The 17846-nt window shown below is 67.2% G+C and carries 15 protein-coding genes; 11 read left to right on the top strand and 4 right to left on the bottom strand.

Going from position 1 to position 17846, the window contains the following annotated elements:
* The first annotated feature begins 63 nt into the window (after window positions 1-63).
* Together AP428_RS11325 and AP428_RS11320 are read left to right on the top strand one after the other, a co-directional pair.
* Window positions 64-1659: an MDR family MFS transporter gene (locus tag AP428_RS11325; RefSeq protein ID WP_011546199.1), complete on the top strand. Its 1596-nt coding sequence runs from the start codon at window positions 64-66 to the stop codon at window positions 1657-1659.
* Between the two features lie 54 nt (window positions 1660-1713).
* Window positions 1714-2160 (top strand): MarR family winged helix-turn-helix transcriptional regulator, encoded by a 447-nt coding sequence (locus AP428_RS11320; protein WP_011546198.1) that lies wholly within the window; start codon window positions 1714-1716, stop codon window positions 2158-2160.
* 68 nt (window positions 2161-2228) lie between these two features.
* On the opposite strand, the gene AP428_RS11315 is transcribed toward AP428_RS11320, so the two are convergent.
* Entirely contained in the window at window positions 2229-2810 is a 582-nt protein-coding gene (locus tag AP428_RS11315) for a DJ-1/PfpI family protein (RefSeq protein ID WP_006477826.1), read from the bottom strand.
* A gap of 157 nt (window positions 2811-2967) precedes the next feature.
* Window positions 2968-4248, bottom strand: coding sequence for an amino acid deaminase (locus tag AP428_RS11310; RefSeq protein ID WP_011546197.1), 1281 nt, complete (start codon window positions 4246-4248; stop codon window positions 2968-2970).
* Between the two features lie 119 nt (window positions 4249-4367).
* On the opposite strand from AP428_RS11310, the gene AP428_RS11305 reads away from it, so the two are divergent.
* From AP428_RS11305 to AP428_RS11290, 4 genes are all read left to right on the top strand, one after another.
* Window positions 4368-5306, top strand: coding sequence for a MurR/RpiR family transcriptional regulator (locus AP428_RS11305; protein WP_011546196.1), 939 nt, complete (start codon window positions 4368-4370; stop codon window positions 5304-5306).
* A gap of 2 nt (window positions 5307-5308) precedes the next feature.
* Window positions 5309-6790 carry an amidohydrolase family protein gene (locus AP428_RS11300; RefSeq protein WP_011546195.1) on the top strand — a complete coding sequence of 494 codons (1482 nt, stop codon included), beginning with the start codon at window positions 5309-5311 and terminating at the stop codon, window positions 6788-6790.
* A 78-nt stretch (window positions 6791-6868) separates the two neighbouring features.
* Complete coding sequence (locus AP428_RS11295) at window positions 6869-7255, top strand: RidA family protein (protein WP_006477830.1); 387 nt, start codon at window positions 6869-6871, stop codon at window positions 7253-7255.
* A 172-nt stretch (window positions 7256-7427) separates the two neighbouring features.
* Window positions 7428-7847 carry a VOC family protein gene (locus AP428_RS11290; RefSeq protein WP_011546194.1) on the top strand — a complete coding sequence of 140 codons (420 nt, stop codon included), beginning with the start codon at window positions 7428-7430 and terminating at the stop codon, window positions 7845-7847.
* A 51-nt stretch (window positions 7848-7898) separates the two neighbouring features.
* Here the strand turns inward: AP428_RS11290 and queF are convergent, their stop codons facing one another.
* Window positions 7899-8729 carry an NADPH-dependent 7-cyano-7-deazaguanine reductase QueF gene (queF, locus tag AP428_RS11285; protein WP_011546193.1) on the bottom strand — a complete coding sequence of 277 codons (831 nt, stop codon included), beginning with the start codon at window positions 8727-8729 and terminating at the stop codon, window positions 7899-7901.
* A gap of 12 nt (window positions 8730-8741) precedes the next feature.
* Window positions 8742-10265, bottom strand: coding sequence for a threonine ammonia-lyase, biosynthetic (ilvA, locus tag AP428_RS11280; protein WP_011694396.1), 1524 nt, complete (start codon window positions 10263-10265; stop codon window positions 8742-8744).
* A 598-nt stretch (window positions 10266-10863) separates the two neighbouring features.
* Between ilvA and AP428_RS11275 the strand changes: the two genes are divergently transcribed.
* The 5 genes from AP428_RS11275 to AP428_RS11255 all read left to right on the top strand — a co-directional run bounded on the left by AP428_RS11275 (window position 10864) and on the right by AP428_RS11255 (window position 17684).
* Window positions 10864-14889 carry a DUF3683 domain-containing protein gene (locus AP428_RS11275; RefSeq protein ID WP_006477834.1) on the top strand — a complete coding sequence of 1342 codons (4026 nt, stop codon included), beginning with the start codon at window positions 10864-10866 and terminating at the stop codon, window positions 14887-14889.
* An 84-nt stretch (window positions 14890-14973) separates the two neighbouring features.
* Window positions 14974-15417, top strand: a complete 444-nt coding sequence (locus AP428_RS11270) for an HIT family protein (RefSeq protein WP_011546191.1) — start codon at window positions 14974-14976, stop codon at window positions 15415-15417.
* Complete coding sequence (locus AP428_RS11265) at window positions 15414-15827, top strand: gamma-butyrobetaine hydroxylase-like domain-containing protein (protein ID WP_011546190.1); 414 nt, start codon at window positions 15414-15416, stop codon at window positions 15825-15827. Before AP428_RS11270 ends, AP428_RS11265 begins: the two co-directional genes overlap by 4 nt.
* A 52-nt stretch (window positions 15828-15879) precedes the next feature.
* Window positions 15880-16611, top strand: coding sequence for a bifunctional demethylmenaquinone methyltransferase/2-methoxy-6-polyprenyl-1,4-benzoquinol methylase UbiE (gene ubiE / locus AP428_RS11260; RefSeq protein WP_011546189.1), 732 nt, complete (start codon window positions 15880-15882; stop codon window positions 16609-16611).
* Between the two features lie 41 nt (window positions 16612-16652).
* Window positions 16653-17684, top strand: a complete 1032-nt coding sequence (locus tag AP428_RS11255; protein ID WP_011546188.1) for a Tim44 domain-containing protein — start codon at window positions 16653-16655, stop codon at window positions 17682-17684.
* Window positions 17685-17846 lie beyond the last annotated feature (162 nt).

The following is a 17846-nucleotide window of genomic DNA, read 5'->3' as shown; positions in this document are numbered from 1 at the left end:
GATTACTCCGGCATGCTAGAATTTTGAGATTATTTGACCCGGCAAAAGTTGCATCGACAAAAAATGGCCGTTCATACCGCCGCCCACCATTCGAGCGGGCAAGTCCTGCCGTTCCGCGAATCGCTGCTCGCGATGATCGGGATCTCGTTCGTCACCATGCTGGTCGCGCTGGACCAGACGGTCGTCGGCACCGCGCTGCCGACCATCGTCGCCGAACTCCGCGGCTTCGACCTGTACGCGTGGGTCGCGACCTCGTACCTGCTCAGTTCCGTGATCACGGTGCCGATCTTCGGCCGGCTCGGCGACTATTACGGCCGCAAGCCGTTCGTGATCGCGTCGATCGTCGTGTTTACCGGCGCGTCGGTGCTGTGCGGGATGGCCAACGACATGCTGTATCTCGTGCTCGCGCGCGGGCTGCAGGGAATCGGCGGCGGGATGCTGGTCGGCACCGCGTTCGCGTGCATTCCCGATCTGTTTCCCGATTCCGTCGTGCGGCTGCGCTGGCAGGTGCTGATGAGCTCGGCGTTCGGTATCGCGAACGCGGTCGGCCCGTCGCTCGGCGGCGTGCTGACCCAGTCGTTCGGCTGGCGCTCGGTGTTCTATGTGAACCTGCCGATCGGCATCCTGTCGCTGTTCTTCGTGTGGCGCTACCTGCCGCACCTGCGCCACGTCGAGCACGACCGCAAGATGCGGCTCGACTGGCCGGGCGCGCTGTTGATCGCGCTGTCGCTCGGTGCGCTGCAACTGTTCGTCGAATGGCTGCCGAAGTACGGCGTCGCGAGCTGGGCGTCGCTGCTGCTCGTCGTCGCGGTCGCGGCGGGCATCGGCCTGTGGCACTGGGAAAAGCGCTGCGCGCAGCCGATTCTGCCGTTCGACATGTTCGGCAACCGCGCGCTGTCGGCCCTCTTCGTGCTCGCGATCCTCGCCGGTTTCTCGATGTTCTCGCTCCTGTTCTACGCGCCGTTGCTGTTCCAGGGCGGCTTCGGGATGTCGCCGAGAGAGGCCGGGCTCGTGATCACGCCGCTCGTCGTGTTCATCACGATCGGCAGCATCATGAACGGCCGCGTCGTCACGCGCATTCGCCATCCGAACACGATGCTGCACGTCGGCTTCGTGCTGTTCGCCATCGCGTGCGCGGGCGTCGTCGTGTCGACCCACACGACGCCGACCTGGATGCTGATGGCGCTGATGGTCGCGGGCGGCATCGGGCTCGGCTTCGTGCTGCCGAACCTCACCGTGTTCGCGCAGCAGACGGCCGGCCGCGAGCATCTCGGCATCGCCACGGCGCTGTTGCAGTCGCTGCGGATGGTCGGCGGGATGCTCGGCACCGCGCTCACCGGCACGCTCGTCAACCAGATGTATTCGGGCGGCGTGCGCGACGCGCTGTCGGGCGACCACGCGATGCAGTGGCACGCGCGGCTCGCCGATCCGCAGATCCTGATCGATCGCGCGGCGCAGGGCGGTCTCGTCGCGGAGTTGACGCGTGCCGGGCATAATGGCGCGCTGCTGCTGGAAGCGGCCCGCGAATCGCTGGTCGGCGCGATTCACCTGGGTGTCGCGATGGCGGCCGTCGTCGCCGTGGTGTCGGTGTGGCAGTGCCGTCGCGTGCCGCCGATCGCGCTGCGGCGCAAGATCGAACCGCACGTCGCGGCCGATTGACCGATCGGGCGAGCGATTCGACGACTCAACGATTCACCGGAACGAAATCAGCGCATGGAAGAACAGGACCGCGTCGCGATCTTGCAGCAATTCGGACGCACGTATCGCGCCTTCATGACCGCGTTCGAAGCGCACGTCGGGCAGCCGATGCCGCGCTGGCGCATCATGGTCGCGCTGCACACGATGGACGGTCATGCGTCGCAGAAGAAGCTCGTCGAAGTGCTGCGCATCGATCCGGGCGCGCTCACGCGCCAGTTGAAGTCGCTCGACGCGCTCGGCTGGATCGAGCGTGCATCGGACGCGCGCGACAACCGCGTGACCAACGTCACGCTGACGGACGCCGGCCGCGCGGCGTTCGACGCGTGCCTGCCGCGCCGCAAGGCGTTTCTCGAACAGACGATGGCGCAGTTGCCGGACGACGTGCTGAATGCGCTGTCGGGCGCGCTCGCGATGCTGGAATCGCGGATCGCGGACGTCGGGTCGACGCCAGCCGCGCGTTGACGTGCGGAGCCGGGCGGCACGTCAGCGCCGCCGGCCATCGCTTCGTTTCATTCCGAGTGGGTGCAGGTTTACAGCTCGATGCGCGTGCCGAGCAGCGCGAGGAACTGCGCGAGCCAGGCCGGATGCGCGGGCCACGCGGGCGCGGTGACGAACGGCGCGTCGGTCACGGCCGCGTCGACCGGGATGTCCGCGTATTCGCCGCCCGCGAGCTTCACCTCCGGCGCACAGGCCGGGTAGGCCGAAATGCGCTTGCCGCGGATCACGTCGGCGGCCGCGAGCAGTTGCGCCGCGTGGCAGATCGCCGCGATCGGCTTGCCGGCTTCGGCGAACTCGCGCACGAGCGAAATCACCTTCGGATCGAGTCGCAGATATTCGGGCGCACGGCCGCCCGCGATCGCGAGCGCGTCGTAGCGCGCCGCATCGACGTCGTCGAACGCCGCGTTCAGCGTGAAATTGTGGCCGGGCTTCTCGGTGTAGGTCTGGTCGCCCTCGAAATCGTGGATCGCGGTCTTGATCTTGTCGCCCGCGCGCTTGCCGGGGCAGACTGCATCGACGTGGTGGCCGACGGCCTGCAGCGCCTGGAACGGCACCATCGTTTCGTAGTCTTCGGCGAAATCGCCGGTCAGGAACAGGATCTTCTTCGCGGCCATGGCTTTCTCCAGTGAAGCAGCGTTGAAGGCCCGGTCGCGCCGTGCATGACGGCCGCGACGGGCCCCGAGGACGAAAGCGCAGTGTACTCCGGCAGATTGAAGCGCGCGTGACGGCCGCCCCGCGCGAGCGGCAGGGCGGCGCCGCGCGCGGCGGGCGTCAGAAGAAGGTTTCGACGACTTCCGTCACGCGGAACTGCGGATCGAGCACGAGCACCTGGCGCCACTTGTCGAACGTCAGGCACGGGTGCGAGATGTCGAACGCGACCATGTCGCCGACCTTCACGTCCGCGCCCGGCGGGATCTGCAGGTATGCGTGCTGGTCCATCATCCCGGTGACGGCCCAGCCTTCGGCGGCGGCGACGTTGCGCGGCGCGGTGTCGCGGCCCGGGCGGAAGTGGCGCGCCGGCTCGGGCAGGCCCGCGTCGAACGCCGCGTCGCGCTTGCCGAGCGCGACGATCGCACGGTCGGCTTCCGGCACCGACTGCACGTACGCCCACAGCTGCAGCGCCGGCAGCAGCCCTTCGCCCATCGAGCGGGCGATCGGGTTGCGCGCGAACACGTCGGTCTGCGCCTTCTTGTAGATGCCGACGTCGTGCGTCAGGTAGCAGCCCGGACGTAGCACGACTTCCGCGAAGCCCGCGTCGGACGCCTTCCTGAATTCTTCCGCGACCACGTCGTACCACGCCGAACCGGCGCCGGACAGGATCGCCGGCGTGCGCGCGAAGCGGCCGGCTTCGGCCAGCTCGCGCGTGAGCGCGACCGCCTGCTGCAGGAACGCGCGGATCTCGCCTTCCTCCTTCAGCACGCCTTCATAGAGCTCGATGCCGGCCAGCTTCAGCGTGTCCGGATAGCGCGCGATCGCGGCCAGCACGGCCTCGCGCTGCGCGGCATCGCGCACGCCCGCGCGACCGCCCGGCACGCCGAGCTCGATCAGCACGTTCAGCGATTTCTTCGCGGCGCCGAAGAAGCGGCCGAGCTGGTCGACGCTCTCCGCGGAATCGACGAGACAGAAGAATTCGAAATCGGGATCGGACAGCAGCCCCGCGATGATCGTCATGTTCTGGCGGCCGACCAGCTGGTTCGCGAGCAGCACGCGGCGCACGCCGCCGTGATACGCGGCCTGCGTCTGGTGTGCGGTCGCGAGCGTGATGCCCCACGCGCCGGCGTCGAGCTGGCGGCGGAACAGTTGCGGCGCCATCGTCGTCTTGCCGTGCGGCGCGAACTTGACACCGTATTTCTGCACGAACGCCTGCATCCAGTTCAGGTTGTGCTCGACGCGATCCTCGTAAAGCACGGCGGCCGGCAGGCTGACGTCTTCCGCGAGCAGATTCCATTCGAGCCGGCTCGCGTCGCCGAGCGGCACGCTCGCGCTCGGCAGATTGCCCAGGCCCTTGCCGAACGGATCGATCGTCGCTTCCTGATAGTTTGTAACTTTCATGTCATCCCGCTCCATCATCACTATGCATTGCACTGAAGTTGACATGCAGATGGTACAGAAAGTAGCATCGGCGCGGTGATGTTATTTAATAACATCCCGCTTCACACCCTTTTCCGCCGATGAATACGTCCGCTTCCCCGTCCGCTCCGCCTGCCGCCGAGCCGCATCCGGCTCAGGCCGCCCCGCCGGTCCTCGACATCGTCGCGCGGATCGCCGAATGCGCGCCCGAGCTGCGCGAAGCCGAGCGCAAGGTTGCCGCGTTCATCCTCGCCGATCTGGCGCGCGCCGCGCATGCGAGCATCGGCGCGCTCGCGCGCGACGCGGAGGTCAGCGTCGCGACGGTCACGCGTTTCGCGAAGGCCGTCGGCTGCCGCGACGTGCGCGAACTGAAGGTGCTCGTCGCGCAGGCGGCGGCCGTCGGTCAGCGTTTCCTGGTGCCGTCCGACGACGCGCCGGCCGACGACGCGAGCCCCGCATCGATGGTCTACGACGAGATTCGCGTGGCGCTCGCGCACAACCACCAGTTGCTGCGCAACACGTCGTTCGACGCGGCGGCCGACCTGCTCGCCGGCGCGAAGATGACGTACGTGTACGGGCAGGGCGGCGGTTCGACCGCGCTGGCCGACGAGCTGCGCTTCCGGCTCGTGCGTTTCGGCCGGCCGGTCGCGAGCTACCAGGACAGCCTGCTGCAACGGATGGTGGCCGCGACGCTGTCGGGCGACACCGTCGTCGTCGCGTTGTCGGTGAGCGGGCGCGTGCCCGAGCTGCTCGAGAGCTGCCGGCTCGCGAAGCGCTACGGCGCGAAGCTGATCGCGATCACCGCGCCGGCGTCGCCGCTCGCGAAGCTTGCCGACCACCTGATCCCGGTCGTCGCGTTCGAAACCGATTTCATTTACAAGCCGTCGACCTCGCGCTACGCGATGATGATGGCGATCGACGTGCTCGTCACCGGCGTCGCGCTGCGGCTCGGCGATGCGGGCCGTGAATCGCTGCGCCGCATCAAACACGCGCTCGATGCGCACCGCGGCGGCGGAGACCGTCAACCGGTAGGAGACTGACCATGCATTCGCATCCCGAAGCGGCCGATACGCTGATCGTCGGCGCGCAGTTGTACGACGGCACTGGCGCGCCGCCCGTCACGCGCGACGTCGCGATCCGCAACGGCCTGATCGCGGCGATCGGCAATCTGTCGAACTGGCTCGCGGAGCACGTCGTCGACGCGAACGGCCGGGCGCTCGCGCCGGGCTTCGTCGACGTGCACACGCACGACGACACGCACGTGATCCGTGCGCCGGAGATGATCCCGAAGATCTCGCAGGGCGTGACGACCGTGATCGTCGGCAACTGCGGAATCAGCGCATCGCCGGTGACGCTCGCCGGCGACCCGCCCGATCCGATGAACCTGCTCGGCGAGCGCGGCGCGTTCCAGTACCCGAGCTTCGCCGCTTACGTCGCGGCCGTCAACGACGCGCGCCCGGCCGTGAACGTCGCGGCGCTCGTCGGCCATACGGCGCTGCGCAACAACCAGATGGACCGCCTCGACCGCGCGGCGACCGACGGCGAGATCGCCGGCATGCGCGCGCAGCTCGAGGAGGCGCTCGCGAACGGCGCGCTCGGCTTGTCGTCGGGCCTTGCGTACGGCTCCGCGTTCGCGGCGCCGCCCGAGGAAGTGATGGCGCTCGCCGAGCCGCTCGCCCAATCCGGTGCGCTGTACACCACGCACATGCGTACCGAGTTCGACGCGATCCTCGACGCGATGGACGAGGCTTACCGCGTCGGCCGCCACGCGCAGGTGCCGGTCGTGATCTCGCACCTGAAGTGCGCGGGCCCGTCGAACTGGGGGCGCAGCACCGAGGTGCTCGCGTCGCTCGACGGCGCGCGACGTTACCAGCCGGTCGGCTGCGACTGCTATCCGTACAGCCGCAGTTCGTCGACGCTCGACCTGAAGCAGGTGACGGGCGACATCGACATCACGATCACGTGGTCGGAGCCGCACCCGGAAGTCGCGGGCAAGCTGTTGAAGGCGATCGCGGCCGACTGGGGCGTGAGCGAGCAGGAAGCCGCGCAGCGCATTCGCCCCGCGGGCGCCGTGTACCACAACATGTCCGAGGACGACGTGCGCCGGATCCTGTCGCATCCGGCGACGATGGTCGGCTCCGACGGCCTGCCGAACGATCCGCTGCCGCACCCGCGGCTGTGGGGCGCGTTCCCGCGCGTGCTCGGCCATTACGTGCGCGACACCAACCTGTTGCCGCTCGAGGAGGCGATCCGCAAGATGACGTCGCTGTCCGCGCGTCGCTATGGCATCCCGAAGCGAGGCGAAGTGCATGTCGGTTACCACGCGGATCTCGTGCTGTTCGATCCGGCGAGCGTGATCGACGCCGCGACGTTCGAGAAGCCGCAACAGCCCGCGCACGGGATCGACGCGGTGTGGGTGAACGGCGTGCTGACATACGAAAACGGCCAGCCGACCGGCGAGCGCGCCGGCGGTTTCGTCGCGCGCGGCGAGCGCGTGCCGGCGAGTGCCGATGCGGCGTTCTGAACGCGGCAGGTGTTCCGATCTTCCGCGCGTGCCCAAGCCGGCGCGCGCATCCGTAACCGAAATGTGAGGAGTGAAACGATGAAGCGATATGGCGTAGGCGAAGCGAAGGGCACGGGCGGCCAGGTGATGCCGTTTGCACGGGCGGTCGAGGCCGACGGCTGGCTGTACGTGTCGGGCCAGACGCCGATGGTAAACGGCGAGGTCGTCGAAGGCGGGATCGTCACGCAGTCGAAGCAGACGATCGAGAACGTGATCGCGATCCTGAAGGAAGCCGGCTACGGACTCGAGCACGTCGTGCGCTGCGGCGTGTGGCTCGATGACGCGCGCGATTTCGCGTCGTTCAACAAGGTGTTCGTGTCGTACTTCGGCGAGCATCCGCCGGCACGCGCGTGCGTGCAGTCGAGCATGGTCATCGACTGCAAGGTCGAGGTCGATTGCATCGCGTACAAGCCGCCGGTGAAGTAACGCGCCGCGGCGAGTCGATACGCGCAACGGGCCCGGTGTGAACTGCACCGGGCCCGTTTTGTCATTTTCCGGGTGCGGTCCGACGGACTCGAGGCCGTCACGCGGCTGCAACCGTTGCAACGCATTCAGCCCGTTGGTGTAACGTGCTGTCCGAACGACTGAAAGGACATGTATGGAATGGGCTGCACTGGTGCCGGAGCTGATCTGCTCGGACCTTGCCGGAAGCGTGCGCTTCTATCGGGACGTGCTGGGTTTCCGGATTCGCTTCGAGCGTCCGGAAGACGGATTCGCGTACCTCGAGCTCGGAGGGGTTCAACTGATGCTCGAGCAGCAGAGCCCGGAAAGCTGGCTGACGGGCGCGATGGAGCCGCCGTTCGGGCGGGGAATCAACCTGCAGATCGAGGTCGATGCGATCGGCCCGATTCATGACCGGATCGTCGCCGCAGGCGTGGCGCTGTTCGCCGCCCCCCGAACCTCCTGGTATCGGCAGGACGACATCGAACACGGCCAGATCGAGATGCTGGTGCAAGACCCCGACGGCTACCTGCTGCGCCTGGTGGAAATTCTCCCGGAGCGCCCGGTGCAAGGATGAACCGGGCCGTCCGCCGCCCGGAAGGGGCGGGCGAACGGTCGCCGGCGAGTTTCACTGCCGCGCGGTCCGCGCGTTGTCCGGCATCGGCTGGTTGTAATTCGTGCGGAACGGGTTGATGTCGAGCCCGCCGCGGCGCGTGTAGCGCGCGTACACCGCGAGCTTCACCGGTTTGCACGCATGCAGGATGTCGAGGAAGATTCGCTCGACGCACTGCTCGTGAAAGCCCGTGTGATTGCGGAACGAGATGATGTAGCGCAGCAGGCCCGCGTGGTCGATCTGCGGCCCGACGTAGTGGATCTGCACACTGCCCCAGTCGGGCTGGCCCGTGACCGGGCAGTTCGAGCGCAGCAGGTCGGACACGAGCGTCTCCTCGACCGGCGCTTCGTTCTCGCCGTCGGCCGCCGACAGCAGCGACGGATCGGGTTCGTACACGTCGGTGTCGAGGTCGAGCCGGTCGAGCGACAGCCCGTCGAGCTCGTCCATCTCCAGCTTGGCGAAATCGTGCGGCGACACCAGCTGGACCGACACGCTCGCGCCGCACGCGGCCGACACGTCGCGCTTCAGCACGTCGCGCACCGCATCGACCGAGTCGAACTTCGACTGCGCGAACGAGCCGAGATACAGCTTGAACGACTTCGATTCGACGATGTTCGGCGATTCGGCCGGCACGTAGAACGTCGCGATCGCGACCTGCGGCTTGCCGCGCGCATTGAGCCACGACAGCTCGTACGCGTTCCAGATGTCGGTGCCGAAGAACGGCAGCGCCGACGTGATGCCGAGCTGCTCGCGTGCGCCGGCGCGCGGGATCGGGAACAGCAGCGACGCGTCGTACTGCGCCGCGTAGACGGTGGCCTTGCCGAGCGGGGAATGTTCGGGATTCATTGCACGAAGCCTTTACGACAGGAAGAGGCGGTAAGCCGGGTTGGCGCTCTCTTCGACATACGGGTAGCCGAGTGCCGCGAGGAAGCGTTCGAATTCGGCGCGATCGGCCTGCGGCACCTGCAGCCCGACGAGGATCGAGCTGTAGTCCGCGCCCTGGTTGCGGTAGTGGAACAGGCTGATGTTCCAGTCCGGCGCCATCGACGACAGGAACTTCATCAGCGCGCCCGGCCGTTCCGGGAATTCGAAGCGGAACAGGCGCTCGTCGAGCGCGAGCGGCGAGCGGCCGCCGACCATGTAGCGGATGTGTTCCTTCGACAGCTCGTCGTGCGTCAGGTCGACGCTCTTGAAGCCGTGCGACTCGAAGTTCGCGGCGATCTCCGCCGATTCGCCGCGGCGCTTGATCTGCACGCCGACGAAGATGTGCGCGGACTTCTCGTCGGCGATCCGGTAGTTGAACTCGGTGACGTTGCGATCGCCGACGAGCGAGCAGAAGCGCTTGAAGCTGCCGCGTTCCTCGGGAATCGTGACCGCGAACACGGCTTCGCGCGCTTCGCCGACCTCGGCGCGCTCGGCGACGAAGCGCATCCGGTCGAAATTCATGTTCGCGCCGGACGTGACCGCGACGAGCGTCTGGTTCTCGATGCCTTCGCGTTCCGCATACAGCTTCGCACCCGCGACCGCGAGCGCGCCGGACGGCTCGAGCACGCTGCGCGTGTCCTGGAACACGTCCTTGATCGCCGCGCACAGTGCGTCGGTGTTGACGGTCACGACGCCGTCCAGGAATTCGCGGCACAGCCGGAAGGTTTCCTCGCCGACGAGCTTTACCGCGGTGCCGTCCGCGAACAGGCCGACTTCGCTCAGCTCGATGCGCTCGCCCGCGTCCAGCGACTGCGCCATCGCGCACGAATCCTCGGCCTGCACGCCGATCACCTTGATCTCCGGGCGCACCGCCTTCACGTACGCGGCGACGCCGGACGCGAGTCCGCCGCCGCCGATCGGCACGAAGACCGCGTGGATCGGGCCCTGGTGCTGGCGCAGGATTTCCATCGCGATCGTGCCCTGGCCGGCGATCACGTACGGATCGTCGAACGGGTGGACGAACGTGAGGTCGCGCTCCTGCTGGACCTTGACCGCGTGCGCGTACGCATCGCTGTACGATTCGCCCGCCTGGATCACCTCGACGCTCGGGCCGCCGTGCGCGCGCACCGCGTCGACCTTCACCTGCGGCGTCGTGACCGGTACGACGATCACGGCCTTGACGCCCATCCGGGCCGCCGAGAACGCAACGCCCTGCGCGTGGTTGCCGGCCGACGCGGTAATCACGCCGCGCGCGAGCGCGTCCACCGGAATGTGCGCCATCTTGTTGTATGCGCCGCGCAGCTTGAACGAGAACACCGGCTGGTTGTCCTCGCGCTTCAGGTAAACGGCGTTGCGCAGCCGGGCCGACAGGTTGCGGGCCGGTTCGAGTTCCGTCTCGATCGCGACGTCGTAGACGCGCGCGGTGAGGATTTTCTTCAGGTAATCGTGGGATGCCATGGGCGCTCGCGGGCAGTGCGGATGCAGACGGTAAAGGGTCAATGATAGCGCCAAGGGTCCGCCCGCACGCAAGCGGCATGCCGGGCGGGCGGCTGTGAGCGCTCGCGTGCGCGGGCGGACAGGGCATTCGCGCCGCCGGGCGTCGCCTTTTACCGGCGCACTTTACCGGTTTAACCGCATGGTTACCGACCGGACGGACGGCGAATGATCACATGAAATCGCGCCGAGCCCCGCCCGGCGCGGCTCGCGGCGATAGCCCCACGACCTGTCCGGCGTGTCACGGGCGGCCCGATCATGGGTTAGAATTCCGTTTTGAATCAAGGATTCGGAAGATGCAGAGGCACCCTCGGATCGCACCGTTGAAGCCGACGCCGCGCGCAGCCAGCCCCGCGGCCGAACGGCATGCGCGCCGCGCGCGATCGTGCTGATGATTCCGAGTGCCGCCAGGCCCTGTCGCCGGCCAGGAGGGGCGAGTCGCCCGCTCCGGCCCCATGAAGGACAGCCGCGCGCCTGGTAACAGAACAGATTTCCCCAAGATTGCGCCTACGCGCTTGCCGACGCCCGTGCACGGTGTATCGGCCCTCCGAGTCGTCCGAACATGAACGCACCACAAGTTTTCGATCCGCATGGCGCGGCCGCCGCCGTCGCCGCCGACCCCGCGCCCCGCTTGCGCGAGATTCCCTACAACTACACGTCCTTCTCGGATCGCGAGATCGTGATCCGCCTGCTCGGCGAAGAGGCGTGGTCGGTGCTCGACGAACTGCGTGCCGAGCGCCGCACGGGCCGCTCGGCACGGATGCTGTACGAAGTGCTCGGTGACATCTGGGTCGTGCGTCGCAACCCGTATCTGCAAGACGACCTGCTCGACAACCCGAAGCGCCGCGCGCTGCTGATCGAGGCGCTGAACCACCGACTGACAGAGATCGGCAAGCGCCGCAGCGCGGATCTCACCGAGCACCGCGACGACGCGGGCCGCGAGCGCGCGTCGCGCGTCGAGATGCTCGAAACCGCCGCGCAGCGCGCGGTCAACGAGTTCGCGGACGAATTCGACAAGATGGCCGACCTGCGCCGCCGCGCGACCAAGGCGCTCGGCCGCTGCACGCAGAAGGACAACATCCGCTTCGACGGGCTGTCGCGCGTGTCGCACGTGACCGACGCGACCGACTGGCGCGTCGAATACCCGTTCGTCGTGCTGACGCCCGACACCGAAGCCGAGATCGCCGGCCTGATCAAGGCGTGCTTCGAGCTCGGCCTGACCGTGATCCCGCGCGGCGGCGGCACCGGCTACACGGGCGGCGCGGTGCCGCTCACGCCGTTTTCCGCGGTGATCAACACCGAAAAGCTCGAACAGCTCGGCGCGGTCGAACTGACCGAGCTGCCGGGCGTCGCGCACAAGGTGCCGACGATCTTCTCCGGCGCAGGCGTCGTCACGCGCCGCGTGACCGAGGCGGCGGAAGCGGCCGGCTACGTGTTCGCGGTCGATCCGACCTCGCTCGACGCATCGTGCATCGGCGGTAACGTCGCGATGAACGCGGGCGGCAAGAAGGCCGTGCTGTGGGGCACCGCGCTCGACAACCTGGCCTGGTGGCGGATGGTCGACCCGGACGGCAACTGGCTCGAAGTGACGCGCCACGAGCACAACCAGGGCAAGATCCACGACATCGCGGTCGCGCGCTTCGAGCTGAAGTGGTTCGACGGCGCGTATGCGCCGGGCGAGAAGCTGCTGCGCACCGAGATGCTCGAGATCGAAGGCCGCCGGTTCCGCAAGGAAGGGCTCGGCAAGGACGTGACCGACAAGTTCCTCGCCGGCCTGCCGGGCGTGCAGAAGGAAGGCTGCGACGGGCTCATCACGTCTGCGCGCTGGGTGCTGCACAAGATGCCCGCGCACACGCGCACCGTCTGCCTCGAATTCTTCGGCCAGGCGCGCGAGGCGATCCCGAGCATCGTCGAGATCAAGGACTACCTGTTCGAGACGTCGAAGCAGGGCGGCGCGATCCTCGCGGGCCTCGAGCACCTCGACGAGCGCTACCTGCGCGCGGTCGGCTACGCGACCAAGAGCAAGCGCAATGCGTTTCCGAAGATGGTGCTGATCGGCGACATCGTCGGCGATGACGCCGACGCGGTCGCACAGGCGACGTCCGAAGTGATCCGGATGGCGAACGGCAAGAGCGGCGAAGGCTTCGTCGCGGTCAGCGCGGAGGCGCGCAAGCGCTTCTGGCTCGACCGCAGTCGCACGGCCGCGATCGCGAAGCACACGAACGCGTTCAAGATCAACGAGGACGTCGTCATCCCGCTGAACCGGATGGGCGAGTACACCGACGGCATCGAGCGGATCAACATCGAGCTGTCGCTGAAGAACAAGCTGCAACTGGTGGACGCGCTCGAAGCGTTCTTCCGCGGCGGCAACCTGCCGCTCGGCAAGACCGACGACGCGAACGAGATCCCGAGCGCGGAACTGCTGGAAGACCGTGTGCAGCAGGCGCTGGAGCTGCTCAAGCGCGTGCGCGCGCGCTGGGAATTCGTGCGCGACCGGCTCGACCAGCCGCTGCGCGAGGCGCAGCACTACCTGGTGCAGCTCGGCTACGAGGCGCTCGCCGAGAAGTTCGCGGATCGCGCGGACGAGCAGCCGGGCGCGACCGTGTTCCACATCACGCAGGACCGCACGGTCCGCATCTCGTGGAAGCAGGAGATCCGCGCGGAACTGCGCGCGATCTTCAACGGCGGCGCGTTCAAGCAGATCCTCGACGAGGCGCAGGCGATCCACAAGCGCGTGCTGCGCGGCCGCGTGTTCGTCGCGCTGCACATGCACGCGGGCGACGGCAACGTCCACACCAACATCCCGGTCAACTCCGACAACTACGAGATGCTGCAGGACGCGCACGCGTCGGTCGCCCGCATCATGACGCTCGCGCGCTCGCTCGACGGCGTGATTTCCGGCGAACACGGGATCGGCATCACGAAGCTCGAATTCCTGACCGACGACGAGATCGCCGAATTCCGCGCGTACAAGCAGCGCGTCGACCCGAACGGGCGCTTCAACAAGGGCAAGCTGCTCGACGGCGCCGATCTGCGCAACGCGTACACGCCCAGCTTCGGGCTGATGGGTTACGAGTCGCTGATCATGCAGCAGTCCGACATCGGCGCGATCGCCGATTCGGTGAAGGACTGCCTGCGCTGCGGCAAGTGCAAGCCGGTGTGCGCGACCCACGTGCCGCGCGCGAACCTGCTGTACAGCCCGCGCAACAAGATTCTCGCGACGTCGCTCTTGGTCGAGGCGTTCCTGTACGAAGAGCAGACGCGCCGCGGCGTGTCGATCAAGCACTGGGACGAATTCAACGACGTGGCCGACCACTGCACGGTGTGCCACAAGTGCGCGACGCCATGCCCGGTGAAGATCGACTTCGGCGACGTCACGATGAACATGCGCAACCTGTTGCGCAAGATGGGCAAGAAGAAATTCAACGCCGGCAATGCGGCGGGCATGTTCTTCCTGAACGCGACCAATCCGCAGACGATCAACCTCGCGCGCGGCGTGATGATGGGCGTCGGCTACAAGGTGCAGCGCTTCGCGAACGACATGCTGAAGAAGGTCGTGACGAAGCAGACGCAGCACCCGCCCGCGACGACCGGCAAGCCGCCGGCGGTCGAGCAGGTGATCCACTTCGTCAACAAGAAGATGCCGGGCAACCTGCCGAAGAAGACGGCGCGCGCGCTGCTGGACATCGAGGACAACAAGATCGTGCCGATCATCCGCAACCCGAAGTCGACGACCGTCGATTCGGAAGCGGTGTTCTACTTCCCGGGCTGCGGCTCCGAGCGGCTGTTCTCGCAGGTCGGGCTGGCCACGCAGGCGATGCTTTGGGAAGCGGGCGTGCAGACGGTGCTGCCGCCGGGCTACCTGTGCTGCGGCTATCCGCAGCGCGGCTCGGGCCAGTACGACAAGGCCGAGAAGATCGTCACGGACAACCGCGTGCTGTTCCACCGTGTCGCGAATACGCTGAACTACCTCGACATCAAGACGGTGGTCGTGTCGTGCGGCACCTGCTACGACCAGCTCGCGGGCTACGAATTCGACAAGATCTTCCCGGGCTGCCGGATCATCGACATCCACGAGTTCCTGCTCGAGAAGGGGATGAAGCTCGATGGCGTGACGGGCACGCGCTACATGTATCACGACCCGTGCCACACGCCGATCAAGACGATCGACCCGGTGAAGCTGGTCAACGAGCTGATGGGTTCGGAGAAGGACGGCTACAAGATCGAGAAGAACGATCGCTGCTGCGGCGAATCGGGCACGCTGGCGGTCACGCGGCCGGACATCTCCACGCAGGTCCGCTTCCGCAAGGAAGAGGAGATCCGCAAGGGCGCCGCGAAGCTGCGCGCGATTCCCGTGGTGGCGGGCGATGCGCCGGCGCCGGCCGCCGCGGCCGCGAACGGCCCGGACGTGAAGATCCTGACGAGCTGCCCGTCGTGCCTGCAGGGCCTGTCGCGCTACAGCGAGGATGCGAACCTCGAAGCCGACTACATCGTGGTCGAAATCGCGCGCCAGGTGCTCGGCGAGAACTGGATGGCCGATTATGTCGCACGGGCGAACCATGGCGGGATCGAGCGCGTGCTGGTCTAATGCGGGCATGACGACCGCCCGACCGGGCCGGGAATGAGCGGGCGCCGGCATGCCATGCCGGCGCCTGTCCACATGGGAGCGACGATGGAATGCGTGTTTTGCCGTGAAGACGGCGGCGAGGTGCTCTGGCAGGACGATGCGCTGCGCGTCGTGCTCGCCACGGGCGAGCACGACTACCCGGGCTTCTGCCGGGTGATCTGGGGCGCGCACGTGGCCGAGTTCTCCGATCTCGGCGAGCCCGAGCGGGCACATCTGATGCGCGTGGTCTACGCGGTCGAGCGGGCCGTGCGCCGCGTGATGCAGCCGAACAAGGTGAATCTCGCGAGCCTCGGCAACATGGTGCCGCACGTGCACTGGCACGTGATTCCGCGTTTTTCCAACGATGCCCATTTTCCGCAGCCCGTGTGGGCGCCGCGCCAGCGCAGCGTGTCCGAGGCGCTGCTGCGCTCGCGCGCGGCGCAGGCCTCGCTGCTGCACAATGCGGTGCGCGAGGAAATTCAACGCATGACCGATTCGAGGCAAGCATGAGCGGTTTGACTTCCACGACGCCGATTCCGTCCGGCGTCGTCGTGCACGCGGTGTCGCGCGTGCTCGAATTGCAGTATCCGAACGGCGAGAGTTACCGGATTCCGTTCGAGCTGATGCGCGTCTATTCGCCGTCGGCCGAGGTGCGCGGCCACGGGCCCGGCCAGGAGACGTTGCAGACCGGCAAGCGCGAAGTGACGATCACCGCGCTCGAGGGCGTCGGCAACTATGCGCTGCAGCCGACATTCTCCGACGGCCATTCGACCGGCATCTACTCGTGGGACCTGCTGTACGAGCTGGCGACGCAGCAGGACGCGCTGTGGCGCGACTATTTCGACAAACTGAAGGCGGCGGGCGTCGAGCGCGACGCGCCGATGCAGGCGGCCAGCGCGCCGCACGGCCACTGCCACTGAAATCGACGGCGCCCGCTCGGCGCCGTCTTGCCATTTACTGAGGATCAACGCGATGAGCAAAACCCACTTCGGCTTCGAGAGCGTCGAGGAAAACGAAAAAGCGAAGAAAGTGGCGGGCGTGTTTCATTCGGTCGCGAGCAACTACGATCTGATGAACGACCTGATGTCGGCGGGCATGCACCGCGCGTGGAAGGCGTTCACGATCGCGCAGGCGAACGTGCGCCCCGGCTTCAAGGTGCTCGACATCGCGGCCGGCACCGGCGACCTGACCAAGTCGTTCGCGAAGGCGGCCGGGCCGACGGGCGAGGTCTGGCATACCGACATCAACGAATCGATGCTGCGCGTCGGCCGCGACCGGCTGCTCGACAAGGGCATCGTGACGCCGTCGCTGTTGTGCGACGCCGAGAAAATTCCTTTTCCGGACAACTACTTCGACGTGGTCACGGTCGCGTTCGGGCTGCGCAACATGACGCACAAGGATGCCGCGCTCGCCGAGATGCGCCGCGTGACGAAGCCCGGCGGCCGCGTGATGGTGCTGGAATTCTCGAAAGTCTGGGATCCGCTGAAAAAGGCGTACGATCTGTATTCTTTCAAAGTATTACCGTGGCTTGGCGACAAGTTCGCGAAAGATGCTGAAAGTTATCGGTATCTTGCTGAATCTATCCGGATGCACCCCGATCAGGACACGCTGAAGACGATGATGGAACAAGCAGGCCTCGACGCCGTCAAATATTACAATTTGTCAGGTGGCGTGGTAGCTTTACACCTAGGGACCAAGTACTAAGGGGTTCTTTCCCTACATTCGTCTTACATTCGGAGAAGCTGATGTCTGAATCGCGTTCGTTGTTCAACCGTAGCAAACCGTCGAAGCCGTGGGCTCGACGGGTCGGCACGCTGCTGATGGTCGGCCTGCTCACGGCCGGCACGTTCGCATCGCTCGACGCCGAAGCCCGGCGCATGGGCGGCGGGCGCAGCATCGGTCGCCAGAATTCCACCGTCACGCAGCGCCAGGCCACGCCGCCCGCGCAGCAGCCGATGCAGCAGGCCGCGCCGTCGCAGGCCCAGCGTGCGAACCCGGCTGCGCCCACGCCGGCCGCGCAGCCCAACCGCTCGCGCTGGCTCGGGCCGATCGCCGGCCTCGCGGCCGGTCTCGGCATCGCGGCGCTGCTGTCGCACTTCGGTCTCGGCGGCGCATTCGCGAGCATGATGGCGAACGTCATCGTGATCGCGTTGCTCGCGATGGTCGGCATCTGGCTGATCCGCAAGTTCATGAACCGCCGTCGCCCGCAGGAGCCGGCGTATTCGGTCGGCGGCGCGGCTTCGTCGTCGGGCGGCTACTCGCAAAGCCCGTCGTTCCAGCAGGGCAACACCGGCAGCAACTACGCGGGCAGCGGCAGCAGCTATGCGAACGAAGCACAGGGCGTATTCGGCGGCGGTGCAGCGGCCGCCGGCGCAGCCGCGGCGGCCGCGGCGCCGCTGCAGGTGCCGGCCGGTTTCGACACCGAAGCGTTCCTGCGCAGCGCGAAAGTCTATTTCGTGCGCCTGCAGGCGGCGTGGGACCAGGGCAACCTGGCCGACATCCGCGAGTTCACGACGCCCGAAATGTTCGCCGAGATCAAGATCGACCTCGATTCGCGCGGCAACGACGCGAACCAGACCGACGTCGTGCAGCTCGACGCGGAACTGGTCGCGATCGAGGATCGCGGCATCGAGCAGTCGGCAAGCGTGCGCTTCCACGGCCTGATCCGCGAAGCGGCGAATACGTCGGCCGCGCCGTTCGACGAGGTGTGGAACCTGTCGAAGTCGGGCAGTCAGGGCTGGCTGCTCGCGGGTATCCAGCAGATCAACACGCACTGAGCGTGGCCGGCGGCCCGCGCCGCCGGGCACCCGGGCGACGGCCGCCGCACTGCGACCGCTTGCCGCCCGGGTGTACGGTCAGGCACGGTCTGCCGCCGATCCGACGTTACAATAGAAACCCGCGTGGGCGCCCGGCCTGCGCGGGTTTTTTCTTTCCCAGCC

The organism is Burkholderia sp. E168m22 (assembly GCF_001319805.1).
In the GTDB taxonomy this organism is placed as follows: domain Bacteria; phylum Pseudomonadota; class Gammaproteobacteria; order Burkholderiales; family Burkholderiaceae; genus Burkholderia; species Burkholderia orbicola.
The sequence above is the reverse complement of the archived record's forward strand: the minus strand, read 5'-3'. Positions and strand labels throughout refer to the sequence as shown.

Coding starts and splice junctions, on each gene's coding strand:
- queF (WP_011546193.1), bottom strand. CDS start 8,729: ATGAATCCCGAACATTCCCCGCTCGGCAAGGCCACCGTCTACGCGGCG.
- AP428_RS11300 (WP_011546195.1), top strand. CDS start 5,309: ATGCATTCGCATCCCGAAGCGGCCGATACGCTGATCGTCGGCGCGCAG.
- AP428_RS11305 (WP_011546196.1), top strand. CDS start 4,368: ATGAATACGTCCGCTTCCCCGTCCGCTCCGCCTGCCGCCGAGCCGCAT.
- AP428_RS11310 (WP_011546197.1), bottom strand. CDS start 4,248: ATGAAAGTTACAAACTATCAGGAAGCGACGATCGATCCGTTCGGCAAG.
- AP428_RS11275 (WP_006477834.1), top strand. CDS start 10,864: ATGAACGCACCACAAGTTTTCGATCCGCATGGCGCGGCCGCCGCCGTC.
- AP428_RS11265 (WP_011546190.1), top strand. CDS start 15,414: ATGAGCGGTTTGACTTCCACGACGCCGATTCCGTCCGGCGTCGTCGTG.
- AP428_RS11290 (WP_011546194.1), top strand. CDS start 7,428: ATGGAATGGGCTGCACTGGTGCCGGAGCTGATCTGCTCGGACCTTGCC.
- ilvA (WP_011694396.1), bottom strand. CDS start 10,265: ATGGCATCCCACGATTACCTGAAGAAAATCCTCACCGCGCGCGTCTAC.
- AP428_RS11255 (WP_011546188.1), top strand. CDS start 16,653: ATGTCTGAATCGCGTTCGTTGTTCAACCGTAGCAAACCGTCGAAGCCG.
- AP428_RS11315 (WP_006477826.1), bottom strand. CDS start 2,810: ATGGCCGCGAAGAAGATCCTGTTCCTGACCGGCGATTTCGCCGAAGAC.
- AP428_RS11325 (WP_011546199.1), top strand. CDS start 64: ATGGCCGTTCATACCGCCGCCCACCATTCGAGCGGGCAAGTCCTGCCG.
- AP428_RS11320 (WP_011546198.1), top strand. CDS start 1,714: ATGGAAGAACAGGACCGCGTCGCGATCTTGCAGCAATTCGGACGCACG.
- AP428_RS11295 (WP_006477830.1), top strand. CDS start 6,869: ATGAAGCGATATGGCGTAGGCGAAGCGAAGGGCACGGGCGGCCAGGTG.
- AP428_RS11270 (WP_011546191.1), top strand. CDS start 14,974: ATGGAATGCGTGTTTTGCCGTGAAGACGGCGGCGAGGTGCTCTGGCAG.
- ubiE (WP_011546189.1), top strand. CDS start 15,880: ATGAGCAAAACCCACTTCGGCTTCGAGAGCGTCGAGGAAAACGAAAAA.